The sequence below is a fragment of the Enterobacter cloacae complex sp. EB5 genome (assembly GCF_031432835.1).
In the GTDB taxonomy this organism is placed as follows: Bacteria; Pseudomonadota; Gammaproteobacteria; order Enterobacterales; family Enterobacteriaceae; genus Enterobacter; species Enterobacter hormaechei_C.
The window spans coordinates 3,780,893-3,807,321 of the sequence record NZ_CP133860.1 but is presented as its reverse complement, the minus strand read 5'-3'; the positions used below and the strand labels follow the sequence as shown (position 1 = coordinate 3,807,321).

At 50.3% G+C, this 26,429-nt stretch carries 25 protein-coding genes; all 25 read right to left on the bottom strand.

Translation table 11 applies throughout. The annotated features are described in order from the left end of the window. Positions 1-7: 7 nt before the first annotated feature. The 25 genes from RHN82_RS18245 to wcaA all read right to left on the bottom strand — a co-directional run bounded on the left by RHN82_RS18245 (position 8) and on the right by wcaA (position 26,427). Positions 8-661, bottom strand: coding sequence for a glycosyltransferase (locus tag RHN82_RS18245; protein WP_310398406.1), 654 nt, complete (start codon positions 659-661; stop codon positions 8-10). Then, positions 658-1,239, bottom strand: coding sequence for a hypothetical protein (locus RHN82_RS18240; protein WP_023303977.1), 582 nt, complete (start codon positions 1,237-1,239; stop codon positions 658-660). The genes RHN82_RS18245 and RHN82_RS18240 overlap by 4 nt, the downstream gene beginning before the upstream one ends. Then, positions 1,211-2,446 carry an O-antigen ligase family protein gene (locus tag RHN82_RS18235; RefSeq protein ID WP_048982130.1) on the bottom strand — a complete coding sequence of 412 codons (1,236 nt, stop codon included), beginning with the start codon at positions 2,444-2,446 and terminating at the stop codon, positions 1,211-1,213. The genes RHN82_RS18240 and RHN82_RS18235 overlap by 29 nt, the downstream gene beginning before the upstream one ends. After that, positions 2,436-3,320 (bottom strand): glycosyltransferase family 2 protein, encoded by an 885-nt coding sequence (locus RHN82_RS18230; protein WP_047053483.1) that lies wholly within the window; start codon positions 3,318-3,320, stop codon positions 2,436-2,438. Before RHN82_RS18230 ends, RHN82_RS18235 begins: the two co-directional genes overlap by 11 nt. Further along, positions 3,317-4,105, bottom strand: a complete 789-nt coding sequence (locus tag RHN82_RS18225; RefSeq protein WP_047053481.1) for a glycosyltransferase — start codon at positions 4,103-4,105, stop codon at positions 3,317-3,319. The genes RHN82_RS18230 and RHN82_RS18225 overlap by 4 nt, the downstream gene beginning before the upstream one ends. Next, complete coding sequence (locus tag RHN82_RS18220) at positions 4,102-5,199, bottom strand: glycosyltransferase family 4 protein (protein ID WP_047053479.1); 1,098 nt, start codon at positions 5,197-5,199, stop codon at positions 4,102-4,104. The genes RHN82_RS18225 and RHN82_RS18220 overlap by 4 nt, the downstream gene beginning before the upstream one ends. A 284-nt stretch (positions 5,200-5,483) precedes the next feature. Then, positions 5,484-6,380, bottom strand: a complete 897-nt coding sequence (gene galF / locus RHN82_RS18215; RefSeq protein WP_023303982.1) for a GalU regulator GalF — start codon at positions 6,378-6,380, stop codon at positions 5,484-5,486. A gap of 215 nt (positions 6,381-6,595) precedes the next feature. Further along, positions 6,596-7,591 (bottom strand): NAD-dependent epimerase/dehydratase family protein, encoded by a 996-nt coding sequence (locus RHN82_RS18210; protein ID WP_047053476.1) that lies wholly within the window; start codon positions 7,589-7,591, stop codon positions 6,596-6,598. Between the two features lie 182 nt (positions 7,592-7,773). Further along, positions 7,774-9,171 carry a colanic acid biosynthesis protein WcaM gene (gene wcaM / locus RHN82_RS18205; RefSeq protein WP_047053473.1) on the bottom strand — a complete coding sequence of 466 codons (1,398 nt, stop codon included), beginning with the start codon at positions 9,169-9,171 and terminating at the stop codon, positions 7,774-7,776. 12 nt (positions 9,172-9,183) lie between these two features. After that, positions 9,184-10,404 carry a colanic acid biosynthesis glycosyltransferase WcaL gene (gene wcaL / locus RHN82_RS18200; RefSeq protein WP_047053471.1) on the bottom strand — a complete coding sequence of 407 codons (1,221 nt, stop codon included), beginning with the start codon at positions 10,402-10,404 and terminating at the stop codon, positions 9,184-9,186. Continuing rightward, positions 10,401-11,681 carry a colanic acid biosynthesis pyruvyl transferase WcaK gene (gene wcaK, locus RHN82_RS18195; RefSeq protein ID WP_006811234.1) on the bottom strand — a complete coding sequence of 427 codons (1,281 nt, stop codon included), beginning with the start codon at positions 11,679-11,681 and terminating at the stop codon, positions 10,401-10,403. Before wcaK ends, wcaL begins: the two co-directional genes overlap by 4 nt. Positions 11,682-11,696: 15 nt before the next feature. Then, positions 11,697-13,175: a colanic acid undecaprenyl disphosphate flippase WzxC gene (gene wzxC / locus RHN82_RS18190; RefSeq protein WP_003863527.1), complete on the bottom strand. Its 1,479-nt coding sequence runs from the start codon at positions 13,173-13,175 to the stop codon at positions 11,697-11,699. Between the two features lies 1 nt (position 13,176). After that, the gene (wcaJ, locus tag RHN82_RS18185) at positions 13,177-14,571 is read right to left on the bottom strand and encodes an undecaprenyl-phosphate glucose phosphotransferase (protein WP_003863525.1); all 1,395 of its coding nucleotides are present in this window, start codon (positions 14,569-14,571) and stop codon (positions 13,177-13,179) included. Between the two features lie 46 nt (positions 14,572-14,617). Next, positions 14,618-15,988 carry a colanic acid biosynthesis phosphomannomutase CpsG gene (gene cpsG, locus RHN82_RS18180; protein ID WP_047053469.1) on the bottom strand — a complete coding sequence of 457 codons (1,371 nt, stop codon included), beginning with the start codon at positions 15,986-15,988 and terminating at the stop codon, positions 14,618-14,620. A 109-nt stretch (positions 15,989-16,097) separates the two neighbouring features. Then, positions 16,098-17,534 carry a mannose-1-phosphate guanyltransferase gene (gene cpsB / locus RHN82_RS18175; protein ID WP_047053466.1) on the bottom strand — a complete coding sequence of 479 codons (1,437 nt, stop codon included), beginning with the start codon at positions 17,532-17,534 and terminating at the stop codon, positions 16,098-16,100. A 3-nt stretch (positions 17,535-17,537) separates the two neighbouring features. Continuing rightward, a complete protein-coding gene (gene wcaI / locus RHN82_RS18170; protein WP_047053464.1) occupies positions 17,538-18,761 on the bottom strand; it encodes a colanic acid biosynthesis fucosyltransferase WcaI in 1,224 nt (407 codons plus the stop codon). Further along, positions 18,758-19,237 carry a GDP-mannose mannosyl hydrolase gene (locus tag RHN82_RS18165; RefSeq protein WP_065186924.1) on the bottom strand — a complete coding sequence of 160 codons (480 nt, stop codon included), beginning with the start codon at positions 19,235-19,237 and terminating at the stop codon, positions 18,758-18,760. Before RHN82_RS18165 ends, wcaI begins: the two co-directional genes overlap by 4 nt. A 2-nt stretch (positions 19,238-19,239) precedes the next feature. Beyond that, positions 19,240-20,205, bottom strand: coding sequence for a GDP-L-fucose synthase (locus RHN82_RS18160; protein ID WP_015572377.1), 966 nt, complete (start codon positions 20,203-20,205; stop codon positions 19,240-19,242). A 2-nt stretch (positions 20,206-20,207) separates the two neighbouring features. After that, positions 20,208-21,329 carry a GDP-mannose 4,6-dehydratase gene (gene gmd, locus RHN82_RS18155; protein WP_003863514.1) on the bottom strand — a complete coding sequence of 374 codons (1,122 nt, stop codon included), beginning with the start codon at positions 21,327-21,329 and terminating at the stop codon, positions 20,208-20,210. A 21-nt stretch (positions 21,330-21,350) separates the two neighbouring features. After that, a complete protein-coding gene (gene wcaF, locus RHN82_RS18150; protein ID WP_015572376.1) occupies positions 21,351-21,905 on the bottom strand; it encodes a colanic acid biosynthesis acetyltransferase WcaF in 555 nt (184 codons plus the stop codon). Positions 21,906-21,921: 16 nt separating this feature from the next. Continuing rightward, on the bottom strand, positions 21,922-22,668 hold the full coding sequence (wcaE, locus tag RHN82_RS18145; protein ID WP_047053460.1) for a colanic acid biosynthesis glycosyltransferase WcaE: 747 nt from the start codon (positions 22,666-22,668) through the stop codon (positions 21,922-21,924). A 16-nt stretch (positions 22,669-22,684) separates the two neighbouring features. Beyond that, a complete protein-coding gene (gene wcaD / locus RHN82_RS18140; RefSeq protein WP_003863508.1) occupies positions 22,685-23,905 on the bottom strand; it encodes a colanic acid polymerase WcaD in 1,221 nt (406 codons plus the stop codon). Then, complete coding sequence (wcaC, locus tag RHN82_RS18135) at positions 23,880-25,097, bottom strand: colanic acid biosynthesis glycosyltransferase WcaC (RefSeq protein WP_047053458.1); 1,218 nt, start codon at positions 25,095-25,097, stop codon at positions 23,880-23,882. Before wcaC ends, wcaD begins: the two co-directional genes overlap by 26 nt. Continuing rightward, entirely contained in the window at positions 25,094-25,585 is a 492-nt protein-coding gene (gene wcaB / locus RHN82_RS18130) for a colanic acid biosynthesis acetyltransferase WcaB (protein ID WP_047053456.1), read from the bottom strand. The genes wcaC and wcaB overlap by 4 nt, the downstream gene beginning before the upstream one ends. Next, positions 25,585-26,427 (bottom strand): colanic acid biosynthesis glycosyltransferase WcaA, encoded by an 843-nt coding sequence (gene wcaA / locus RHN82_RS18125; protein WP_017383272.1) that lies wholly within the window; start codon positions 26,425-26,427, stop codon positions 25,585-25,587. Before wcaA ends, wcaB begins: the two co-directional genes overlap by 1 nt. Positions 26,428-26,429: the final 2 nt, after the last annotated feature.

Genomic DNA, 26,429 nt, shown 5'->3' with positions numbered 1-26,429 from the left:
TAGTCTATCAAAACCTTTTTTTTTGCATTAAATAGCCAACAGAGCAAATATTAATCACACCATTAGATGATGTTGATTTTTTAACCTTTTCAATATCAAATAATTTGACATCTAATGTATTAGGTATTGTATATATATCTTCTCTGTTAGTGAACTCGAGTAAGCTTTCTTTCAAACCATCACTTACTGCCACTAACGATGAGGCATTTTCCAAAGCCCATTTCATTATTTTCTTTTCAATGTAACTATAATTTTTTGCCTGGAAGACTGTTGCATGCTCCGTTATTATGACGGGTTTTGAAAAAATTTTACCAATTATAACCCCGGCGATGCCAGCGCTTCCATCCTGATTAAATGCAACACTATGACAATGTATAACATCAACCTTTTTATTTTTTTGATATTTAATGTACATAGCAATAAACACAAGAATACGTATAAGCATCCCAATATATTTACCTGCTCGTAATCTATACCCCCAGAAATAAGTATTTAACCCATTATCATTATATTTTTTGTTGTAAAAAGCAGTACCTCTATGGCAATAGATTACATCGACATTATGTTTTTTAGATAATGCTAGCGCCTGGTCACGAAAAAAAAGGCCTTGAGTCTTCAGCTTCGGATTTGGATACCAGGAGGGAATAGTCAAGATATTCAAAGCTCGCCCCTTTTTCTAATAATTGCTGCGGGGATACCCGCTATAATCATATTCCTCTCAAATTTACGTGTTAATACAGCTCCAGCACCAATAACACAACCTTCAGCCACGTCATTCATGATGACAGCATGAGTACCTATCCATACGTTCGAACCAATAGAAAGGTGCTTGAGAGGTAATAAAGAATCAACGAACTTTAAGTTTAAATCATCAACTTCATGATGATTTCCACCACTCATGATGGAGACACGTGCAGCAATGATTACATCGTCACCGAGATCACATAAACTTATTATTGAAAATTCTTCTACTGTACAGTTTTGCCCAACTGTTATATTCGGGTATACAAAGAAAGCACCATAATGCACACGCAAATTATTTCCGCATTTTTTAAGGGTTTTCTTGTAAAAGACTTGCCTCAATAAAATGCCCCTTTCACCTGTATGCTTGGATAAAGAAATGGCTACGTTTTTAAAGTTAGCATAAGGAATTTTAACTCGCGTAAGATACCAAAGCAGAAAGGGTAAATTAATAATATACAAGGTTATTTTAAATATGCACTTTAGTATTTTTTTCATAAGTCCTTATCCCGATAGCCATCAATAGTACAATAATAAAAAGAAACGGATATTTCAAAGAACTACTAGGCCCAAATGAAATTAAAATAGGATATAAAACAGCTGAGGTAATTAGAGGTCTAACAGCTGGTTTGATATGTCTCAGCTTAATGCACCGCCAAAGCAAAAATGTATAATAAGAAAAAAACAGCATGTAGAAGATTATTCCATAAATTGTTATCATTTCAAAATGAATATTATGGAATTCGCCCATTCTTAAACCATACTGATTAATTATATCAATTTCATAGTCTCCAAAGCGGCCATTGCCAAACAACAAGGCATTCGCATGATTCATCAACCAATCAATGTTTGCCTTGTAAATTTGCAGTCTCTCTGAGGTGCTTTCATCGTCCGCACCAGCAGTTGAAAGTGTATTCCAAAAATTAACTAATCTCGAAGCAGCATTATTTGATAGAAGGAGTAAGTCTTCAACGATGGAAGGGTTTAGCAATAACAACATGAGTGACGAGAAAGCGCCAAGCAATAAAATCACTTTCTTTGAAACTAACTTTGTAAATAATAAATAAATAAGCAACGCCAAGATTGCTGCTTTAGAACCTATGTAAACTGCGCTAGTTAATGTCAATAAAAAAATTATTATTTTATGTAAATTCTTTTTGGAATGATAAACAGCAAAAGGTAAAAAACACACAAGAAAGCTAAGCATATCATTTTCATTATAATAAAATGCCGTTGGCTTTGATATACTCCATAATTGTGCATCATTTGTAGGATCTGAATATCTTGAGGAAGGTAAATGATATCCAGTTATAATCTCAAGCAAAACTAAAGCAAGAGTCAAAATTATTGCGTAATAAAAACCGGAATAACATTCGTTCAGATCAGCTTGTCGAGCAGTCACAATGTGTATAATTAATACACAGCTAAATAAAAGTAATACAGGGAGATATCTTTCTTCATATCCACCATTAAAAGCAAAGCCGATTATGCATCGGATCATCATTACGAATATCAAAATATAAAGCAACCTGAATTGCGTTTCATATCTCAGAATTAACTTATTGGAAAAAAGACTTAGTAAAGCTATTGCAGTTATTATAAAAATAATGGCTGACATCCCATGCGGACGTAAACAAAAAATAAAGAACGCTGAATTCAGTAATATAAAACCTTTTGGTCTCACATCGTCAAATTTATTTAACATCGCGCCTCATCCATTTTGTTAAAACTAATCTTGCCAATTCAAGAAAAACCATACAACTAGTTTTAAAACCACATTTTTTCAATAAACTAGAAACGAAACCTTTCATGTTCTTTTGTTTAATAGAAAACCATAGAGGGACCTTTGCTAAAAAAGCATACCCTGCTCTTGTAGTCATCAATCCTTTATAATTATTATAAAAATCCAAACTAAGGTTGTAATCATAACCTTTTTTTAAAGCTATAAGAGGATCGCTGGGAACAACCCAGTAACTATACGTCTTATCACAACATTCAAACATTGCTCCCTGACTTTCTAGTTTCAGACAAAAATCATAATCTTGGTGACGTTTCAAATTAGGATTAAATTGATTCCTGATGGCCAGTGAAGTTTCAAGAAATAAAGATGAGGTTTGTATGAGTCCACCTTGAAGAAAAACATATTCGGAGAAATTTTTCACCGCCGAACCATTGCAATATTCTTTAATGATATTTAGTTTTTCATCTACCACTCGGATCGAACTAAAAATAACATTTGTCCTATTTGCTGGTAATTCAGAAAACATTTTTTCTTGTGATTCTATTTTATTATGATCCCAATAATCATCACAATCTAAGAATGCTATGAATTTTGTTTTAGCATTACGAATTCCAATATTCCTCGCTTCGCCTCCTCCTAAGCTTGTATCATTATAAATAACATTAATATTTCGATGATTTAATTCCCGCACTACCAAATCTGCTTTCTGACTTTGTTCTGACCCGTCATCAACGATTAAAATAGACACTTCAACTGTTTGGGATAATACACTTTTCAATGCACGATGAAGCGCATCCAAATTATTTTTATAAGGTATAATTACAGTTGTATTAATCATGATAATCGAGCCTTGATATAGCTAAAAACGGACCTTGGTACAAAATATTGCGCTAACACTTTTCCGATACCCACATACCAATACGGGCTTTTGTAGTCCCTATGTGTAAGAAGGCATTTTAGAACACTTGATATTTGTTTTTTTCTCCTGGTTAAACTTATGCCATTCGCTCTATCATGGCAAAAAAGTAGTTTGTCACTTAAATTAGCCACTTCATATTTATTTGTGATTCTAAGGAAAAGTTCATAATCTTCAGCGCATGGATAATTTTCTGAATATCTTAAACCTTCTTCAATTATCTCTTTAGAAAACATAACAGTGGGGTGGATAAAACATGAACGAATAAATTTTTCTTTTTTAATTGCAGCGTCTGTTAATGGAAGGTTTGTATCGAATACAGCCGCACCATTAACATCATAAAAAGATACATTTGAACCTAGTAACTTAGTCTTTTGATTCTTATTAAAATACAGTCGTTGTGTCTTAAAACGATTCTTAACTTGAATATCACCTGCATCTAATCGAGCAATATAACGAATATTATCCATCTCTGAGATTAAATCCAGTCCAGCATTTAACGCACCTGTGATGCCTTTGTTTACAGTCAGACGATGTATTTTAACTGTAAATTTATATTGTTTATTATTTAAAGTTAACGGGGTTTTACTGCCATCATCGATAATGAGCACTGAGAAATCATTATTATCTTCGTTTATACTGTCTAAAGTTCTGATCATATCCTTTTGATCATTATAAACTGGCATTAAAACTATCAAGTCTCTCATTTATTCACCTCGGCAAAAACTTGATGATATGAGTCGACCATATTATTCAAAGTAAAATTACGCTCATACATTTCACGAGATTCTTGACCAAATTTAATCAGCAGGTCTGGATTTTCAATGAGATTCTTAAGTCTGGTTTGCAAAGCAGCAATATCCTTTCGCGGGATAAGATATCCATTTTGCTCATCAATAACGGCCTCACAAACGCCGCCAACATCACTGGCTATCACAGGAAGGCCTGTTTTCATTGCCTCAATAATAGATATTGGGAATCCTTCATAATTACTTATTAACATGAATACATTGGCTTTATTAAGATAGTCCTGAACATTTGACACCTCACCGATGAAATCAATATTAGAGTCAAGATTTAATTTCGAAACCAATTTTTCAATTTCTGTACTATCTCCACCACCTAATAGACTCAAATGCCACTTGTTTGGTGAGATATTAGAAAAAGCTTTTATCAGTGTTTCGTGATCTTTTTGTTCACAAAATCTTGCAACCATTACAAAACGAATCGGTATTTCATTTTTATCCCGGAACACATCACGTTTTATTTGGATATTATCAGGTATACAATTATGGATAACATAATGTTTAGATTTAATATTATTACTTAGCGCCAATTGCCGATCATATTGCGAAACATTGATGATCGCATCTGTTAGGTAGGATAAAATAAGCTCTATATTTTTATAAAATTTTGCTTTTCGCTCTGGAATCCCTTCCGTGAACGCCCATCCATGTGCCGTAAATACTTTCTTAATACTCAAGCCAATAGTAGCTAGCCTACCAAGAACACCAGCTTTAGATGAATGGCAACTAATTATATCGGGTTTTATTTTTTTGACGAGTTTTCTTAATTCTAAAAAGGCGTTGAAATCATTAAGGCATATCTCTCTTTTCATTGATTTTATATGAAAGATTTTTATACCATTTTGTTGCATTTCATCTGTGAATTTTCCTACAGAACCAGTAGCTAAGATGCATTCAATATTATACTTATCTCGTAACCCTAGCATAACATCTCTAACGTGGGTTTGTGCTCCTCCTATTTCGTCTCCCCGCGTTATTAAAAAAAGAACTTTCATAACATACTCCTTAAGAAACAAGCACGCTACCGCCCCTGGCTCGACAGCTACCAGTGCACTGCGTGTATTTAATTGTGTGCTCTATAAAAAGCTATAGTGGCTTTAAACTGTTTTAATTGTCGTATTTTAAGACAAGATAAACAAGAGAAAATAACTAGTATTATACTCTAAAAAAACGTATAACTCACTGTTATTATTACATAAATGTCACTACAAAACAGAACGCCCATCCTAAATATGTATTATTTAGAATGGGCGTTTATGTATTATAAAAATTAATTATATCAATAAGTTGAAATGATTTTTTGTATTGTTTCTCTAAATTTTTGCCCTTCCTTCAGATTACGCAGGCCATAGTTCACAAACGCCTGCATATACCCCATTTTCTTACCGCAGTCATAGCTGTCGCCGGTCATCAGCATCGCATCAACCGACTGCTTCTTCGCCAGCTCAGCAATCGCATCAGTCAGCTGGATACGATCCCAGGCGCCCGGCTCGGTTTTTTCCAGCTCAGCCCAGATATCCGCATTCAGCACATAACGGCCGACAGCCATCAGGTCGGAGTCCAGGGTCTGCGGCTGATCAGGTTTTTCGATAAACTCAACGATCCGGCTCACCTGCCCTTCCGACTCCAGCGGCTCTTTAGTCTGAATAACAGAGTACTCAGAGAGATCGCCCTTCATACGTTTCGCCAGCACCTGGCTACGGCCCGTCTCGTTGAAGCGTGCGACCATTGCCGCCAGGTTATAACGCAGCGGATCGGCAGAGGCGTTATCAATGATGATGTCCGGCAGTACCACGATGAACGGGTTATCACCCACTACCGGACGCGCACAGAGGATTGAGTGGCCCAGACCCAACGGCTGCGCCTGACGCACGTTCATGATAGTCACGCCAGGAGGACAAATAGACTGAACTTCAGCCAGAAGCTGACGCTTAACGCGCTGCTCAAGAAGCGCCTCGAGTTCATAAGAGGTGTCGAAGTGGTTCTCGACGGCGTTCTTAGAAGAGTGCGTCACCAGAACAATTTCTTTAATCCCAGCAGCAACAATCTCGTCAACGATGTACTGAATCATCGGCTTGTCAACGATCGGCAGCATCTCTTTAGGAATGGCCTTTGTGGCGGGCAACATGTGCATGCCCAGACCCGCTACCGGTATAACTGCTTTCAAATTGGTCATTTTATCTTCCACCTTAAAATGGTTGACGAAGTATAGACCTAATCAGGAAAATTGCCCGATCAAGAAGTCTACTACGCCTTATGCAAATCACGTTTCGCGCTAAAACTCACATTACTAAACATGAGTATGCATTAAGTGTGACCCAGAATTATCGGAAACCCTGTCGCGAAAATCGCACAGCCCTCTGTTTCCGACAAATCGCAACCTTTGAGGCATTATTCAGATACAAACGTGATGTCATCTTTCTTCTCATGAACGAACTCATACTTCAGCGTACGGTCCAGACCTTGAGATAAGGTATAAGGCGCTTTAAATCCAGAGCTGTGTACCTTGGTAGCGTCAAACTGTGTAGTTGCACAGAATTTCTTCACGCGCACAGAACTAATTGCATATTTTTTCTTGGTAACTTTGCTAAGAATATCAAAGCAATACCCACCTAACATACCAAGCGGGTAAGGAAGATGAACTGAAGGGATTTTTTTATTGAGACTCTTCTCAACTTCTGAAACTAGCTGATTCATGTTCAGGTCTGGTTTGTCTACATAGTTGTAGACATCATAACCCGGCTTAACATTGGTCAGCTTAAATTTGATAAATTCAACAATGTTACCGACATAAGCCATTGACTTATAGTTGGTTCCAGCGCCTACCATGGCGAATTTACCACCTGCAATTTGCTTAAGCAGGTTATACACGTTTCCACGGTTACGCTCACCGAAGATGACCGTAGGCCGGACAATTGTCAGGGATCTTTCCTCTGGTGCTTTGTTAAACCACTCACGCAGAACCTCTTCCGCTTGCCATTTGCTTTTGCCGTAATGGTTGAAAGGATCATGGGGATGGGATTCGTCAGGGTTCATTTTGTTAAGACCATACACTGCCACAGAACTAGTAAAAATAATGTTCTTAACGTTATTTTTTTCCATAGCAGACAACACGTTACGTGTACCCTGTACGTTTACATCATAGTATAGCGATGTCGGGCTAACGTCATCACGGTGCTCAGCGGCGAGCAGCACGACAGTTTCAAATCCAGCAAGCGCCTGATCGAGTTGATCCTGATTACGAACATCACCGGAAACAGTAATATCCGGATAAAAATGACTCTGTTGTTTGTCAAAGTTCGTAACGTCAAACTCAGTCCGAGCAATCTCGATCAATCGAGTCCCGACAAAACCAGATGCGCCAATAAACAAAACCTTATCGTTCATACACCACTCAATGCGTTATGTGTGTTTGGCAACCCCCCGGTTATAGCGTTCTTCCCTGAGGTACCGTTATTGATAAAATGAATATTGCAAAGTAATGCCATGGATTATAAACCTTAAAATCGCTGAATTCAGTAACAAATTTTAGGGGTTACATCAGATTGAATGAGATACGCCTGAGATCATCATCGTCCGTTTGAGGGCAGCGCAAAATTCAACCGTTCCGTATTCACCACATGTTGATCGACCCGATCAATATCCACCGAACTCTGTCCTTTTTCATTTACCGCATGAATGTTTGCCAGCGACAACAGCGTCTCGTTTTTGGCCATAAACTTCCCGCGCACGTCTTTGCGCAAGTCGAAGTTCATCGTCAGGGCGGGCCCCGTCGAGGATTCCTGCATCACGTTGATATTACGTAAGAAAAGGTGCTGTGGCTTGTTGTGCAGCTCAAGCGTTGCTCGCTGCATGTTGACGTTGGTAATGGCGACAAACGACGTGGTATTGCCCGAAGAAATCTGTATCCCGCGCAGCTTATACGCCAGCTGTCGGTTATCCAGGCGTATATCGTTAAGTTTGAAGTTCTGCGGTATCGACAGATAATCGCCTTTAATCACGCCATAGCCGATTAGCATTCCGGCACTGTTGACCATATCGACATTATCAATAACGAAATTATCACAGCCATAAATAGCTACCGTCGCGTTATCAATTCCGGCCTTTTTACTGAAGTCAGGGGTAATATTGCTGGCCTTGATATTACGGATCACAAAATGTTTACCGTTTTCAACATGGACCAACTGCCGACAGTTGCTGCCGGTGATATTCGCCACCACGAAGTTTTTAACGGTCTGCTGTTCCGGATAATCATTATCGTACGTACTGCCGGCCAGCCCAATGCCTATCCCCCAGTTGATCTTGCCGTTTGTGCAGTTGATGTTGTCGATCACATGGTCAGAGATCAGGATGTTGCGGTCGTTAATCGCCACGTTCCACTCAATTGCGTCACCCTGCAAGTGGCTGAATTTACTGTTGGTAATGCGCGCACCGTCCACCTGATTATGAAAACCCTGACGCAGAATGGCGTAGTTGGCCTGTGACACATTGATGTTATCAATGAGCAAATTGCGCATCACCCTCGGTTTCTTGCCGCCGATGTAGATCTGGGTGACGGGGCCGAAACCGCTCATCGCCAGCCCTTTAATGACACAGTCGGAGCCACGCACGTCCAGCGTAATGTTATGCGTGTGCCCCTCTCCTTCCCCAATGACCTTGCAGCCTTCCTGGAGCACAAACCGCCCGCGGCCGTTGCCCTTCAGCGCACCGCGGATCAGCAGGGTTTTGCCATCAGGAATGAAAATGCCGGTATTGATGTTTTCACAGGTTAACCCGGCAGGAACAACAACGGTATCGCCCTCGGCAAAGGCCTGCTTAAAGGCGGCGATCCAGTCGTGATTGTTGTAGCGATCGACAGAAACCGTCTTCCCGGTCGCCGCCCGCGCAACGCGGGGCGACAACAGCGGGATGGCAGCCAGGACGGATAAAGAAGAGACAAATCGGCGTCGGGTAATCTTTTTCAGCATACAACCTCAGCGTTACAGCGTTTGCAGCAGGCTCGCTAACTGGCGATTAATCACCTGCTGATTGAATTCTGCTTCAACTTTTTGCCGCGCATTTTGCAGCACAGGGATCAGCGTCTGCTGATCGATATCACTGAACGCAGCCAGACGGTCCGCCAGCGCCAGCGCATTGTTTTCAGGGACAAGCCAGCCGGAGTGTTCAGAGGTGATCAGCTCCGGGATCCCGCTGTGCAGGGTCGAGACCACCGGAATGCCGACCGCCATCGCCTCCATCAGCGCCACGGGAATGCCTTCCATATCGCCGTCGGCGCCGGTTACGGAAGGCAGCAGGAACACATCCGCATCATCAAGCATGGCTTTCACTTCGTGGCTCGGCTTGAAGCCGGGCATCTCGACCACGTCTTCCAGCTGATACTGTTCGATCAGCGTGCGCAGACGACGCTCCCACGGCCCGATACCCAGGATGCGGTAGTGGAAGTCCACGCCGCGTGCCTTCAGCTGGCGACAGGCTTCGATGGCTACGTGCAGCCCTTTCTTTTCAGTCAGGCGGGCAACAGAGATAATTTGCAGCGGCTTGCCCGGCACCTTGACCGGTCGCTGGGTGAAGCGTTCCATGTCCACGCCCATGCGTGAAACGGTGATTTTCTCGCTCGGGCAACCCATGGTTTTCAGGCGTCCGGCCCACAGGTCGCTTATCGGCAGCATCATGTCGCCACGGCGAAACAGCTGCTGATATTCCGGCGTGTAGTGGTTCAGCACTTCCCGGCTGGAGATGTCGATACCGTGGAAAATGGTTGCGATTTTGCCGTCAATCACCCCCAGCTCACGCAGTTTTGCCGCCGTTACGCCCGCCGGGCCAAAGTGGGCGATAAAGACATCGGCCCGGTACGGCTGGGCCGTTTGCCCGCAAATGGCGGAAAGGATCAGGTTGCGGGCCTCTGCCCCATAGCGCGACATATTCAGCGCCCGCCACGTCGAGGCGCGATGAAGGCCGCGCAGCGTCTGCCCGGCGCGATGGCGCAGTTTGTTCAATCGTCCGGCGGGTTCATCCTGCAACCAGCGGGTTTTCGCCTCCAGCCCATACCGGGTATACGCCGCATGGGTGTTTTGCGTATCGCCCTTTTGCAGGGCGATAATCTCCACGTCATACCCCATATCGATAAACGCGGTGATTTGGTTCAGCACAAAGGTTTCAGACGACAGCGGAAATTTCAGTAAGAAGAAACCAACCTTCATTTCCCCTCCCGGACGCGGTCGAGTACGGATTTCACCATGCCAATACCTTTTTCGCGTTCGGCTTTTACCGCCACCGCCAGACGTTCGTTGATCGCAGGCAGCTGGCCGAGCGTGTCGCCCACCATCGCCCCCAGTGACCCGTCCAGCAGATGACGAATATCAACGGCCATTTCCGGCATACCGAGCTGCTGCATAATGCCCGCGGACTTGTGTTCGTAGTTGATGGCGATGGCTGGCGTGCCGAAGTTCATCGAGATAATGGCCGAGTGCAGACGCGTGCCCACTGTCAGGTCGCAGGCGGAGAGCAGCTTGCCCATCTCCAGATCGTTCAGCTCGTCCATCACCACGTGATAGCGGGACGGATCGTTCACCAGGTTGCGCAGGTTGAGCGCCACCATACGGTCATCTTTGTTGTAGCTGTCAATACCGGTACAAGTGGAAAGCGCCAGCACCTGGTAACCGCTGTCCAGTACGCGGTTCACCACGTCGGCAAAGGCTTTCTCGTATGCCGCCTGGGTCGTGCCGAGGCGTTTATCGAACGGCGCAAGTTCACGCAGGGTAATGGCGACGGTTTTCTGCTTTGCCGCCACGTCGAGCCAGTGCTGTACCGCGTAGCTGGCCTGGAAACTGTCATCCTGATGATCCACCAGCCAGGCGGTGTCTACACCGTGCTCCACTTTGGTGGTGTCGATTTCGCTGCGCTTCATCATGTCGAGGCTGACCGATTCACGCAGGATCAGCGCGTCGCAGTGGCCGAAGACATAGTTCGCCAGCTGGTTAAACTGCGGATCCTGGAATGGCCCGACGCTGTGGCCGATCATAAACAGCGGTTTTTTCGCCATGAAGGTGCAGAGTGCATGCTCAAACTGCGGCACGCCGTAGAGATCGACGAAGAACGAACCGCCCACCTGAATAATCGCGTCATAGCCGGACAGCAGACGCACAAAATCGGTAAAGCCCTGCGCGATGGCAATGTTGCGCAGCTTGCCGGTATCGGTCACGCGGGAAAGCAGCACCTGATGCTGGTAACGGCGACGCAGCACTTTCTTCACGCGCCCCATCACGCCCGCGGCGTTGTTGTGCTGTTTCATCTGACTGTAGAGCGGGTCGCCCATCACCGGGCGGTTCAGTAACCAGGATGAGCTGACCGGATAACGGCTCATCACATCCACTTCAGTCTCAGGCTTAAGGGTGTTAATTGCATCCAGTAAACCGCGCAGGATGGCGCTGTCGCCACGGTTGCCGCAGGTATGGTTGCCAAGAATAAGTAATTTCATAATGGCCTCGTAAAATTAGCCTGCGCGAAGCAGCGTTTTCATTTTTTCGTTACGGCAAAACTGGCGCTTCATCTCAACCACCAGCGCATTGCGTGACAGCACAATCATCACGCCGAACGCCAGCGCGCCTGCCGCTACCTGCACCGCAAGCAACGCCGCCAGCGGCAGATGCCCGTTGAGCACCACGCCCAGGCCGTAGCTCACCGCAAGCGTCGGTAAGGAGAGGTAAAACGGCAGCCACAGGCTGAGGATGTACTGACGGTAGCTGGAGCCCAGCACCGGTTTGATCATCACGAAGTAGCTCAGCACGGTATTGACGATCTGCACCAGCAGGAAGCCGAGCGTCACGCCAATGGCGCCCGCCATGTGGCCGCCCACAATAATTGCCGGAATAAACAGGAAGGTTTTAAACACGTTGAACTTGAAGCTGATATCCACGCGCGCCTTCGCCATCAGCAGAGAACCAATCGGGTTCCCCACCGAGCGCAGCAGCCCCACGACGCATAGCAGTTGCAGGATCGGGATGATGCTGTTCCACTTCTCGCCAAATACCAGCGGCACGAAATTGCTGGCGACCACCATCAGTCCCAGCAGGACCGGGAAATTGATGATCCCCACCACGGAAAGTAGCTTGTAAAAGTTCACGCGCAGCTTTTCGGTATCGTCCTGAATTTTGGCGAACGCCGGGAACAGCACGCGGGTAATGATAGGGTTGAGCTTCATCGGCGGGACAACCGCGACGTTATACGCCAGGTTGTAGCCACCCGCGACGCTCGCGCCCAGAATGCGCGCCAGCACCAGCGTGGAGAGGTTAGTATTCACGTAGTTGATAATGCTGTCTGCCGTCAGCCACGCGCCGAAGCGCAGGTTGGATGAAACAGACGCCAGCGAAAAATGCAGCCCCGGGCGATAAATCTTGCGGCCAAAGAAGCCAAACAGCAGCGTGCGCACGGCAGAGTTAACGAGGTAGCCGAGGATGGCGGTCATTGCCAGCGGCCAGAAATGGGCGCTGACCACGGTGAAGGTAAAGCCCGCCAGCACGGCGCTGGTCTCAATCATGCCGATTTTGTTGAACTCCAGCTCTTTCTGCATCAGCGCGCGGAACTGCTGCCCGTGCGGGATCACCACGAAAGCGAACGACAGGGTGCGCATCAGCGGCGCAAGGTCCGGGTTATGCAGCACGCCGGCAATCACATCGCTCAGCAGAAACACCAGCACAAAGACGAAGATACCCAGCCCGACGTTCAGCCAGTAGAGGGTGGTCAGCTCCAGATGGCTGATCTCTTTGCGCTGGATAATGGAGTTAGCGATACCAAAGTCCGACAGCGTATCGGCCAGGGCGATAATCACCAGCGAGACGGTCAGCAGACCAAACTGGTGATTATCGATAATGCGCGCCAGCACCGTCATCTGCACCAGGCCGAGGCCAATGATGACGATGGTGGCCATGGCTGACCATTTCGCGCCGCTGATGGTTTTTTCTCGTAAGCTCATCTTAGTACGCCGCTTTGTTCACGAAGCCTTTGAAAATGGTCAGAAAAACAATCTTGATATCGAACCAGAGGCTCCACTCGCGGATGTACTCCAGATCGAACTCGATACGTTTTTCCATTTTTTCCAGCGTGTCGGTCTCGCCGCGCCAGCCGTTGATCTGCGCCCAGCCGGTGATGCCTGGCTTCACCTTATGGCGCAGCATGTAGCCTTCAATCAGGGTACGGTACTGCTCGTTATGGGCCACGGCGTGAGGACGAGGCCCGACGATGGACATCCCGCCGGTGAACACGTTGATGAACTGCGGCAGCTCATCGAGCGAGGTACGACGCAGGAAGTTACCCACGCGGGTGACGCGCGGATCGTTCTGCGTCGCCTGGGTCACCACCTTGTCGTTCTCCATCACCTTCATGGAGCGGAATTTCCACACCATGATCGGCTTACCATCCATGCCGTAGCGGGTCTGACGGAAGATGATCGGCCCCGGCGAGCTGAGCTTCACCGCCAGCGCAATACAGCACAGCACCGGGGAGATGAGCAGCAGGATCAGGGACGAAAGCACGATATCTTCCACGCGCTTCAGCACGCGGTTAATCCCCGACAGCGGCGTGTCGTACAGCGGAACAACCGGTACCCCATTCACCTCTTCAATACGGGAGTGGAGAATATTGAAGGTGAAGACATCCGGGATGAGGATCACCGAGCAGGTGGTATCCGCCAGCTCGCGCATCAGTTTCTTGATGCGGGATTCATCTTTCATCTGCATGGCGATGTAGACGTTATGAATTTTGCCGGCTTTCGCATCGTCAATAAGCTGTTCGTAGTTACCTGCCCAGTCGGACGGCACGCCGCCGGGCTTCGCATCGTGATAAATCCCAACCACTTCAAAACCTAACCACGGCTCTTTGCGGAAGCTGTCGAGCAACACCTGCCCCACCGGCAGGTCGCCCGCTACGGCAACGAAGCGACGGTTATACCCGCGGTTGCGCAGCCAGCCCGCGCCAAAGCGGATCAGCGAGCGGCAGACCACCATGCCAATGCTGGTTAACAGATACCAGCAGAGATAGGTCACAAGACGGTTATCAAAATCATGGCTGAACGCCACCAGGCCTGCGCTGAAAATCAGGCTTAAGGTCCAGTTCTGGAGCAGCAGCATCAGTTCGGTGGTCATTTTGACGCCGCGCCATGAACGATAGAAATCGGTCATGCCGCCGATCATCTGAAACACCACCAGCGCAATCAACGCCATCAGCAAGTGCATGTATAAGAACGACTGCCCGCTGACCCAACACACCGCCCACAGTCCGCCGACCATGATGGTGATATCAGAAAAACGCTGCACCATAGAGATTAACGATGCATTCGTTCTCGCTCGTTCGCGCTTTTTTAGATTTGTCATCGTTGTTCCTGTATTCGGTTCCCCCTCCCACCGGGAGGGGCAGTTATTACTGATTCAACAGCGCCAGAATGTCCTTCGTTCGGGCTTCCATCAGCGCGGTATCAGCCCGGGACTCCACGTTCAGGCGCACCACCGGCTCGGTGTTGGAGGAGCGCAGGTTGAAGCGCCACTGCGGGAACGCCATGCTGATACCGTCGGTACGGTCAATCTCCAGCGCATGAATCGCAAAGTGCTGTTCGACGCGGGCAATGGCCTCAGCGGGCTGCGCCAGTTTGCTGTTGATCTCCCCGCTCGCCGGGAACGCCGCCATGCGGTCGCGTACCAGTTCGCCCAGGCTCTGCCCTTTCAGGCACAGCAGCTCGGTCACCAGCAGCCACGGGATCATCCCGCTGTCGCAGTAGGCAAAATCACGGAAATAGTGGTGGGCGCTCATCTCGCCGCCGTAGATGGCGTCTTCCTCGCGCATACGCTCTTTGATAAACGCGTGGCCGGTTTTGGACATCACCGGCTCGCCGCCCGCAGCCTTCACCACGTCGACGGTGTTCCAGGAAAGACGCGGATCGTGAATGATTTTCGCCCCCGGGTTTTTCTCGAGGAACGCTTCCGCCAGCAGGCCAACGATGTAGTAGCCTTCGATAAACTGCCCTTTCTCATCGAACAGGAAGCAGCGGTCGAAATCGCCGTCAAAGGCGATACCCATATCGGCGCCGTGCTCAATCACCGCGTTGCGGGTGTCGTCGCGGCACTCCGGCAGCAGCGGGTTAGGAATACCGTTCGGGAAGTTGCCGTCTGGCGTGTTGTGCACTTTGACGAAGGTCACCGGCACGTTCAGCGCCTTAAAGCGGGCTTCAAGTGCATCGACAACCGGGCCTGCCGCGCCGTTGCCGGAGTTAATCACCAGCTTCAGCGGTTTGAGGTTTGCCACGTTGATGTAGCCCAGCAGGTGGTCGATGTACTCTTTTTGCAGGTTAATCTGCTTATAGCTGCCGCGTCTGGCTTCATTCACCGGCGGGAAGTCGTTGGCCTCGGCCAGACGCTGCACGTCACGCAGGCCGGTGTCGCCGCTGATAGGACGCGCGCCCTTACGCACCAGCTTCATGCCGTTGTAGTCCATCGGGTTATGGCTGGCCGTCACTTCGATACCGCCGTCCACGCCCAGGTGGAAGGTGGCAAAATAGATCTCTTCGGTACCGGAAAGACCAATGTCCAGCACGTCGACGCCCGCGTCCTGTAGCCCTTTCGCCAACGCCAGCTTCAGGGATTCGCTTGTCAGACGCACGTCGCCGCCCAGTACGATAGTTTGTGGTTTCAGGTATTCGCCGTACGCGCGGCCGATGCGCCACGCAATGTCTTCGTTCAGCTCTTCGCCCAGCTTGCCGCGAATATCGTAGGCTTTAAAACAGGTTAATTTTTCCATGATGACCCCTTTTTCAGGCAACAGTTGGCCCTGACCATGTAATGGCCAAATTTATTTTTGTCATTCGTAGGCCCGGTAAGCGCAGCGCCACCGGGCATGATGCGGAGTGCTACACGCGCCCGTAGCGATCCTGGAAGCGGATGATGTCGTCCTCTTCCAGATAGGAGCCGGAACGCACCTCAATTAAGTCGAGCGGAATTTTCCCCGGGTTTTCCAGACAGTGCGTGGCGCCCAGCGGAATATAAATGGACTCGTTTTCACCGAGCAGCTTCACTTCACCGTCGATGGTCACTTTGGCGGTCCCCGCCACCACCACCCAGTGTTCGGCGCGGTGATGGTGCATCTGCACCGACAGCCCTTCTCCCGGCTTCACGGTGATGCGTTTCACCTGGTAACGCTCGCCGGCGTCGATGGAGTCATATTTGCCCCACGGGCGGTAGACTTCACGGTGAATATGGTGTTCGTGGCGGCCATCGGCCTTGATCTTCTCCACCACTTTTTTAACGTCCTGCACGGCATTACGGTCGGCAATCAGCACTGCGTCTTTGGTCTGCACGACCACCAGATCTTTCACCCCTACCGTAGTGACGAGGCCAGATTCGGCGTAGACGTAGCTGTTTTCCGTTTTGTGGCTGATCACATCACCGTGATGGACGTTACCCTCCGGGGTATGCGCGCTGATCTCCCACAGTGACGACCAGGAGCCGACGTCGCTCCAGCCCGCATCCATCGGTACCACTACCGCATCTGCCGTACGTTCCATTACCGCATAGTCAATGGACTCTTCCGGACAAGCGAGGAAAGCTTCTTCGTCCACGCGGATAAAATCGAGATCCGGATCCACCACCGCCATCGCTTTTTCGCAGGCGCTTAAGATATCCGGGCGATATTTATCCAGCTCTTCCAGGTAGCGACCGGCGCGGAACAGGAACATACCGCTGTTCCAGTAGTATTCCCCGCTGGCCACGTACGCCTGCGCGGTTTCCAGATTCGGTTTTTCGACAAACTGCGCCACGTCAAAGGCCACGCTGTCGCCTTCACCCGGCGTAACGCTGCCGCGGCGAATGTAGCCATAGCCGGTTTCCGGGAGATCCGGCACGATGCCGAAGGTCACCAGCTTGCCGTTCTCAGCGTAAGGAATCGCGGCGCGTACCGCATCGCGGAAGGCCTCTTCCTGCTGGATGACGTGGTCAGCCGCCAGCACCAGCATCAGCGGGTCGCAGTCCGGGCTGCTGCGTTTTGCCGCCAGCGCCGCGAGGGCAATGGCAGGCGCCGTGTTGCGTCCGGCAGGCTCCAGAATGATATTTTCGGTCAGTTTGTTCAGCTGGCGCAGCTGCTCGGCAACGATAAAGCGGTGCTGTTCGTTACAGATCACCACCGGGCTTTCACACTCCACGCCGTGCAGACGGTTAACCGTCGTTTGCAGCATGGTGAGGTCGCCTTTCAGGCACAGGAATTGTTTTGGATAAAGCACGCGGGACAGTGGCCACAACCGGCTCCCGGATCCACCCGCCATTACGACCGGATACAAAGTGGTTTGACTCATGATTTATCCCCGTATATCTGCAATAAATTGGCTCAGCACGTTCTCTTTCTCGAGCGTGCGTTCGGCATATTCACGTGCCACCGTGTTCTCTTTTGGCATGGCGAGTGCCTGCTCAATTCCGGTCACCAGCGCAGGAACCGATTCCGGCTCCACGCAAACGGCAATGCCCGGGTAGCTGTTGCACAGCTGGCCTAATTCTGTTGCGGCTTCTGCCGTAATCACCGCGTTTCCGCCCACTGCCAGAATGTTGGTCAGCTTGGACGGCAGCACCGCATCCGCCGCGCCGCGTTTTTGCACCACCAGATGGCAATCCGCCATTTTCAGCAGCGCGGGCAGCGCGTCATAAGACTGAAGCGGGAAGAAGCGGATGTTGGTCAGTCCGCGCTCGCTGGCCATTTTTTCCAGTCGCGCTTTACCGCCGCCCTGCCCGACTATCACGAACATCCACGGGTGTTCGCTCAGCTGAAGCGCGGCGTCAATCACGCTCTCCAGCCCCTGTTTTTCGCCGATGTTGCCTGAGTAAAGAATGATTTTTTGCTCAGCAGGCAACCCGAGCTGCGCGCGTAACGCCTGCGCTTCCTGGTCTGTCACATCGCGGAAGCGCGCCACTTCGGACCAGTTCGGAAAGAAGATCACTTTTTCCGCCGGGACGCCCTTCTCCTGCGCCTTGTTCATCATCGAGCGCGAGATGGTCGAGACGTAATCCACGTTGTGCAGGCCGCTGCGCTCAAAGGCGCTGGCGAGCTTCGCCACCTTGCCGCCCTTGCCTTTCCCCGCCATCCCCAGCCCGAGCATGGCGTCCACTTCATAATCCTGAATGTGCAGCAGGGTGCGCGCGCCGGAGAGTTTTCCCAGCAGGCGCATGCCTGGCGTGCAGAACAGCGTCGGCACCACGCCGATGATGCGATCCGGCTTCCAGCGACGCTGCGCCATCAGCGGGAAGAAACTGCTCAGGGCAAAGCTGCCCAGATGAATTAAACGTTTCAGCGTCGAGGGCTGTTTCGGCACGTAGAGCGGGCAGCGCCAGACGGTCGCGGCGCCCTCTTCGCGGCGGTAGCGCCAGCTGGAATAACGTTCGCCTACCTTCCACTCCGGGTAATACGGCGGGGCAGTTATCACCCGCACGTCATGTCCCTGGCTCGCCATCCACTCGACCATCTCGCCGGTGTATTTCCCGATACCGGTAAGCTCCGGCGAGTAGTTAATTCCGTAGACGAGGATTTTCATAGACCTGGCACCTCGGCCTGACGTTCCGCAAGGAAGTACGCCCGACTGTTGTCATGGACGTTGTCGCTTGCCAGCAGCGCCTCTGGCGTTAACCAGCGGTAATCGTCATGCTGAGAATCAGGCAGACGCAGGTCTGCCTCACTCACCTTCAGGCGGAACCCCAGCACGATGTAGTGCGTGGTGAAACCGGTGCCTGAAAAGTTATCGTCATAGAAGTGCTGCCAGACCCCGTAAAACTGGCCCGCTGCCATCGGCAGTTGCAGGCCCAGTTCCGCCAGAGTGAGACGCTCAAACGCATCGGTAAGCGTCTCATCCTTCTGCACGCGCCCGCCGGGCACGAACCAGAAGCCCTGTGCAGGACGATTGGTTCGTTTCCCCAGCAAGAACTCGCCGCGTTCGTTCTCCACGATCAAATCAATTGAGATCAGCGGAGTGGAACGCACTACCGTGGCAAAATCTTCCTGACTTAAAAACATCATTACCCCCGGAAGCGGTGCTGGTTTTCCAGGAACCACTGGTAGGTGCTGGCCAGCCCCTGCTCCAGTGAGACCTCGTGATACCAGCCCAGCTGATGCAGACGGGTCACGTCCAGCAGCTTGCGCGGCGTGCCGTCCGGTTTGGTGGCGTCAAACACCACGCGTCCTTTGTAGCCCACCACCTGCGCGATGGTCTGCGCCAGCTCGCGAATGGTGCAGTCCACGCCGGTCCCGACGTTAATGTGCGACAGCATCGGCTCGGTGTTTTCCTGCCACACCTCGCGATCCAGCTCCATGACGTGAATGCTGGCCGCAGCCATGTCGTCCACATGCAGGAACTCGCGCATTGGCGTACCGCTGCCCCACACCACCACGTCCGGGGCGTTTTCGGCAGTCGCCTCGTGGAAACGACGCAGCAGCGCCGGGATCACGTGCGAATTGCTCGGGTGGAAGTTGTCGTGCGGTCCGTACAGGTTGGTCGGCATCACCGAGCGATAGTCGCGGTTATACTGACGGTTGTAGGATTCACACAATTTGATCCCGGCAATTTTGGCAATCGCATACGGCTCGTTGGTGGCTTCAAGCGTGCCCTGCAACAGTTCGCTCTCGGCGATCGGCTGCTTCGCCATTTTCGGGTAGATACAGGATGAGCCGAGGAACAGCAGCTTGTTCACGTTGTGCAGATGCGCCGCGTGAATGATGTTGCTCTCAATCATCATGTTCTCGTAGATGAAATCCGCCGGGTAGGTGTTGTTAGCGACAATGCCGCCCACCTTCGCCGCCGCCAGATACACCTGGTCGATACGTTCGCTGGCGAAGAAGTCCTGCACCGCTTTGCTATCAAGCAGGTTCAGCTCGTCGCGGGTGCGGACAATCACCTCAACGTCCCCGCGCTGTTCCAGCTGGCGGACAATCGCGGAACCCACCATTCCGCGATGACCGGCGACAAAAATACGTTGTTTTGTCATTCTCAGGACTCCAGCGCGATGGCAACCTCGTAGCCATGAGACTTGAGCAGGGAGTGTTTTTTCGCTGCTTCAAGATCTTTGGCCACCATCTCGGATACCATTTCTTGCAGGGTGGTTTCTGGTTTCCAGCCCAGCTTCTCGTGCGCTTTGGTTGGGTCGCCCAGCAGGGTTTCCACTTCAGCAGGACGGAAGTAACGCGGATCAACTTGGACAATCACGTCGCCTGGCTTCACGCCCGGTGCGTCGTGGCCGGTAACGGAAACAACGATACCCTTCTCTTCCACGCCGGTGCCTTCGAAGCGCAGCTTGATGCCCAGCTGTGCCGCAGCCATCTCAACGAACTGACGTACGGAGTACTGCACGCCGGTCGCGATCACGAAGTCTTCTGGCTGTTCCTGCTGCAACATCATCCACTGCATTTTCACGTAGTCTTTCGCATGGCCCCAGTCACGCAGGGAATCCATGTTGCCGAGGTGCAGGCAAGACTCCAGGCCCTGAGCGATGTTGGCGATCGCGCGGGTGATTTTGCGGGTCACAAAGGTTTCGCCGCGACGCGGAGATTCGTGGTTGAACAGAATGCCGTTACAGGCGTACATGCCGTAGGATTCACGGTAGTTCACGGTGATCCAGTAAGCGTACAGTTTCGCCACAGCGTACGGAGAACGCGGGTAGAACGGCGTGGTCTCTTTCTGCGGAATTTCCTGCACCAGACCGTACAGCTCAGAGGTAGATGCCTGGTAGAAGCGGGTTTTCTTCTCAAGACCAAGGAAGCGAATCGCTTCCAGCAGACGCAGCGTACCCATAGCATCCACGTCAGCGGTGTACTCAGGAGACTCGAAAGAAACCGCAACGTGGCTCATCGCCCCCAGGTTGTACACTTCGTCCGGCTGTACTTCTTGCAGGATGCGGGTCAGGTTGGAGGTATCGGTCAGGTCGCCGTAGTGCAGATGGAATTTCGGGTTTGCCGCATGCGGATCCTGGTAAATGTGATCGACACGCTCGGTGTTGAATGAAGAGGCACGACGCTTAATACCGTGAACTTCATACCCTTTTTCCAGCAGCAATTCTGCCAGGTAAGAACCATCTTGTCCGGTAACGCCGGTGATGAGAGCGACTTTAGACATGTTTATATTCCTCTGTACTTATCAAAGTTTTTCAGTTTCAACGCGTTCGCGTATCACCACTGCGGGGTTGCCACGGCAAATTTTATTTGCCGGTAGCGATTTAAAAACGCTGCTGCGGGCACCGACTACCGTGCCATCGCCAACAGAAACACCGGGTGCAACAAAGACGTCTGTTGCCAGCCAGCATTTTTCACCGATCACAACAGGCGAAGCGGTAATATCAAAATGCGGGCTCATAAAATCGTGGCTGCCGGTGCACAAATAACACTTCTGTGACACCACCGAATTTGCGCCGATCGTAATCTCGCCAAGGGTATATAACACCGCGTCATCCCCAACCCAGGCGTAATCCCCAAGCGTTAATTTCCAGGGATAAGTAATTTTCACCGAAGGTCGAATGACTACGTTTTTTCCTATTTTTGCGCCAAACAGACGCAGTAAAAATGCGCGCCAGCGGTACAGTATTTGCGGCGACCAGGCAAATAACGTTGCCTGTACAGCCCACCACAGTTGAACTTTAATACCGCTCCCGCCCCGAAAACCTTTCGGCACGGAGAATCCATTTAATTCCTGCATTACGTTTCCTTATATCTCAGGCTTTGTTATATAAGGCTTTCGCTTTACCCGTCGTTTTCAGACGTAAGAAATAAGATAATTCCGCCCAGAACCCCGGCACGCGTAATATTTTACGCTGCACGTTTTTGGCATCCTGGCACAGTTCCAGATTATTCGAGGTTGACACGCCGCCCATGGAAAATTCAGATACCAGACCTTTAATTCGACGGAACGGGTAGCCAGATTTGTACAGGCTGGCGGCCAGGGCATAATCTGATGACACTTTATAGCGCAAATCGTAAGGCTGTTTTTTCAGGCCGCTCATTGGGAAGAAAATAGCCTGATGGCTGGCCGGCAGGCTGTGGTAGATATACCAGCCTGGTTTCGCGCTGCGCAGCACTTTTTTCCCCTCGCCGAAATCAAGCAGCGCATCACCGATAAACATGGCATCTTCTTTCTGGCGCGCCAGCTGACGGGCAAACAGCGCCACATCTTCATGGAACACATCGCCGGAATTGAGGAAGATGGCGTAACGCCCCTGCGCCATGTTGATGCCTTTATTCATGGCATCGTAAATGCCTTTATCTTTCTCGCTGATGTAACGTAAGTTGAACTCACCGTTGAGTTTTTCCAGGAACTCCGCCGTGCCGTCGTTCGAGCCGCCATCGACCACGATCCACTCAAACGTGAGGCTCGGATCGCGCGCCAGGTTGCGCAGCGAGCGCCAGGTTTTTACCACCCCTTCGTAGTTACGAAAGGCGACAGTAATGACGCTAAGAAACATAAATCACCTCATTTCGTCATACGCTCGTAATATTCAGCGCTTTGCGCAAAATAAACGGACATACAATTAAGAATGCATATTCCGGGCTAAATATTGACCCGGTAAAAAACAACGACACCGGTGTGAACAGATAAAGTTGCACGCGAAAGTTCTGGTTATCACCAAACGCGTTAATCATCATTTTGAAAACTTTAAACAGATACCACAGTGTCAACAGTACGGCGAACCAGGAAAAATAGATAATTAACAGATACAGACCATTGTCTATGGTTTTACCGACATCCGCACCGTTAAAGATTCCGAATGATGCAACATATTCGTAAAGTGAGCCGAATCTTACTACGCCATCAATATGGGTTAAGGAATAACCCACCATCACCAGTGGACCAATGATACGATAATAGGACGACGAACCTTCCGTTCCCAAATCACCCAGACGTTCAGAAATGTACGGAAATGCAAATATTACGCCCACTAAAAATACCGTCAGAGAGATTATCGCCAGCGGCAGTTTTTTCTTAATCGCCTCTTTGTTCAGGTACTGGAACGCCCACTCCAGCAGGTAAAACAGAATAAACGTCATTACCCCGGAGAACGACCCTGACAGAACGATTCCTGCAAGAATCATAGCATCGGTCTTGGGGGTTTTGATACCGAACTGTTTGATGCTGAGCCAAATTGAGATTAATGCCAGAGCAAAAAACGCCGGTTCAAAATAGAGCGCGGTTGTACGCTTGCCACCAAACTTAATGAAGTTCAGTACATAGCTGTTACTGTATATAAGATATTTCGAAATTATTTCCATCAGGCTACTGCCGCCTGTAAGAATAATTTGTGCCATCTCCATTGCCGCAAGCACAACAATCAGCCCGACGACAATATAAAAGAACCTGAGGATTTTCCTATAATTGTGCGGAGAAATAGTTTTAAAGCGAATACTCCACACCATGCCAATAATGATAACGATATAAACAAACAGCATGGTGGAGGTGACATATTTGCTGGCGTCCAGCGACTGACCAAAGATGTAGTTAAACGCCGTCAGACCAAACCCGATGCCCAGCGCAATCATCAGCTTTTTGAGGTTAAGCTTGTCAACGTAAAGCAACAGCAGAACCGGCAGGAAGGTAACGATAGTGATCGGGAAGCTTTCACCGAGCTGGGCAATCTTAACGTTGACCAGCAGGTAGATCAGCGGCAGCAGCAGATAACTACAGATTCTGATAGAACGAGACATACTCCTCCAGCATCTGTTGTCCACTGTACGCTTTGCGGCTGCGGTTGCGGAACGATTCCAGGTCCGTGCCAAAAACAGCCTGCGCGATATCGGCCTTCGACAACTGCACCAGCGGCAGCACCTCGTTTTCACTGAAGGTTTTACCGCCCGATTTCTCCAGCACTTCCCGCGCGGCGTCGCTGTGGGTGGCAATCACCGGTACGCCGATGGAGAGCGCTTCGCACAGGATCAGCGGGTAGTTGTCCACGCGGGAGCTGAACACCAGCGCGTCCATACCGTTCAGCGCGCTCATCAGTTTGCGCTTGTCGGTTTCAAACCCGTGGTTCACCACGTTAGCGCCTTCGAACGGCGAGAATTTGCCGAAGGTATGCAGTTCAATTTTGTCGCCGAGCGCCATCATGTCGCGCACCAGCTGCTGGTTGGTTTTGCCGTCGTAGCGCAGGTCATGGGCGACGACCGCAATTTTCGGCTTACCGGGGGTAACGGCTACGGGCGTCAGTTCGGCCAGGATCGCTTCCGTCGCCACATCAATACCGTTGTTGATGATCTGGCAGCGCCCTGCTCCGTACAGGCTATTAAAAGCGTCCGCCACGTGCTGGCTTGGGGAGATAAAGGTGCAGCCGAGCGAGAGCATATCGCGGAACAGCTGACGCTTACCCTCAACCAGCTGATGCGCGCGATCGATCTTCACCGGCGGGTAGTTACTGAGCGTAGGGCATTTCTGGCAGTTATCTTTCCAGCCTTCGCAGCCGTCGGTAAAGGCGCAGCGTCCGGTCACGCTCCAGTGGTCGTGCAGCGTCCAGACGAATCGGGTATCCGGCTTGTGCGCCTTGACCTTGCCACAAAACGCCACCACCTCTTCCAGATTCAGCCAGTAGCTGTGCAGCACATGGAAGTGCAGCACCACCGGCCCGCGGGTGCGGGTGACGGTGCGGTAGAGATTATTCAGGTTGCCGAACAGGTCGCGGTTAAACAGGCGGAACAGCGCAATATTGGCGATGGAGGTCAGACGTGGCGTCTGCTTCAGCACCTGCGGATAGTTATCATGGCTGACGCTTTTCTTGCCGCCTTTGCCGTAACCGTAAACAAAGCGCGACTGGAGTCCTTTTTGCAGCGCGCGCTGGTGCAGATCCAGCGCTACGCCTGCCGCCCCGCCCTCTGCGAGGCGTACGTTAAATTGCAGAATGTTCATTTAATCACCTTCACGCGGGCTTTCTCGCCCACCACCAGCGCGTTGTCCGGAATGCTGTCCAGCACCACGCTGCCTGCGCCAATCGTCACGTTATTGCCCACGGTAATGTCCCCGATCATCACCACGTTGGCGCCCAGCTCGACGTTATTGCCAATCACCGGGCAGGCCAGGCTGTCCGGCCCGCGGTTTCCGATTGTCACCCCGTGGCGAATGGTGAAATCATCACCCGCGACGACGAACTTATTGATGACCACCGCATAGCCGTGATGAATGGTAAAGCGGCGGCCAATGGTGGCAGCGGCCTGAATTTCATAGCCAAAAAAGCATTCGGTGATGATGCGGTACAGCACCAGCATCGGCGCGGCCCAGATATTGTTCAGCACATTTTTTTTGCGCCACACCGAGCAAAAGTGCGCAATACGGTAGGCCAGAACCATGCAGCACGGGCGCAGGCTCCAGCTGTTAGCGCGGCAATCTTCCAGAAACATTATTTCCCCCGAAGCCCGTCAGCCAGACGCTTGCCGTTACGTACCGACAGCAGCGTCAGCAGCGTGCGCCAGTTCATGCGCTTGTTACGGATCTGATACAGGGTGAAGAGCTGATACTTCCGGCTGGCACGGTCAAACTTGTCCTTGTGCTTGCGGTAAAAATGGAAGTAGCCCGAGAATTTCTTCGGCGACGAGGTGATTTGCATCTCCCCGTGATTGATGTGCAGGATCTGCGTGGCCTCTTCCACCTTCCACGGCTCGCCGTACTCCACCACCATCCGCAGGAAAATGTCGTAATCCTGCGCGGCCTTCAGCTCGGTATCGAACAGGCACTCCTTAAAGCGCCATGCCCAGGTAAACACCTGATTGCCAATAATGTTGCGCTTGTAGAACAGGCGGCGGGAATACGGTGATTTCGGATACAGCGGCAGGCTGGCCGGCTGCGAATAGACCTCTCCCTGGCAGACATAGTCATTGGCATACAGAAACGCGTGGGTCACCAGCTGCGCTTTGTGCGACAGGAAGATCGACAGACGGTTTGGCGTCCATTCGTCATCGTCGTCGATACCGGTCAGATACTGCCCTTTCGCCTGCATAATCGCCTGGTTGCGCACCGCACACGCCCCGGAGTTGATGGCGTTGTGGGTGTACACCACGCGCGGATCGTTCAGGTCTTCGACAAATTTTTGCAGCTGTTCGTAAGAGGAGGAACAGTCATCCACGATAATCAGTTCCCAGTTATCGTAATCCTGACGCAGGACCGATTTAATCGCGCGGATCGCCAGCTGCTGACGATTCCATGTCGGCATATAGATAGAAATCAAAGGGCGTTGTGTGGTCATGG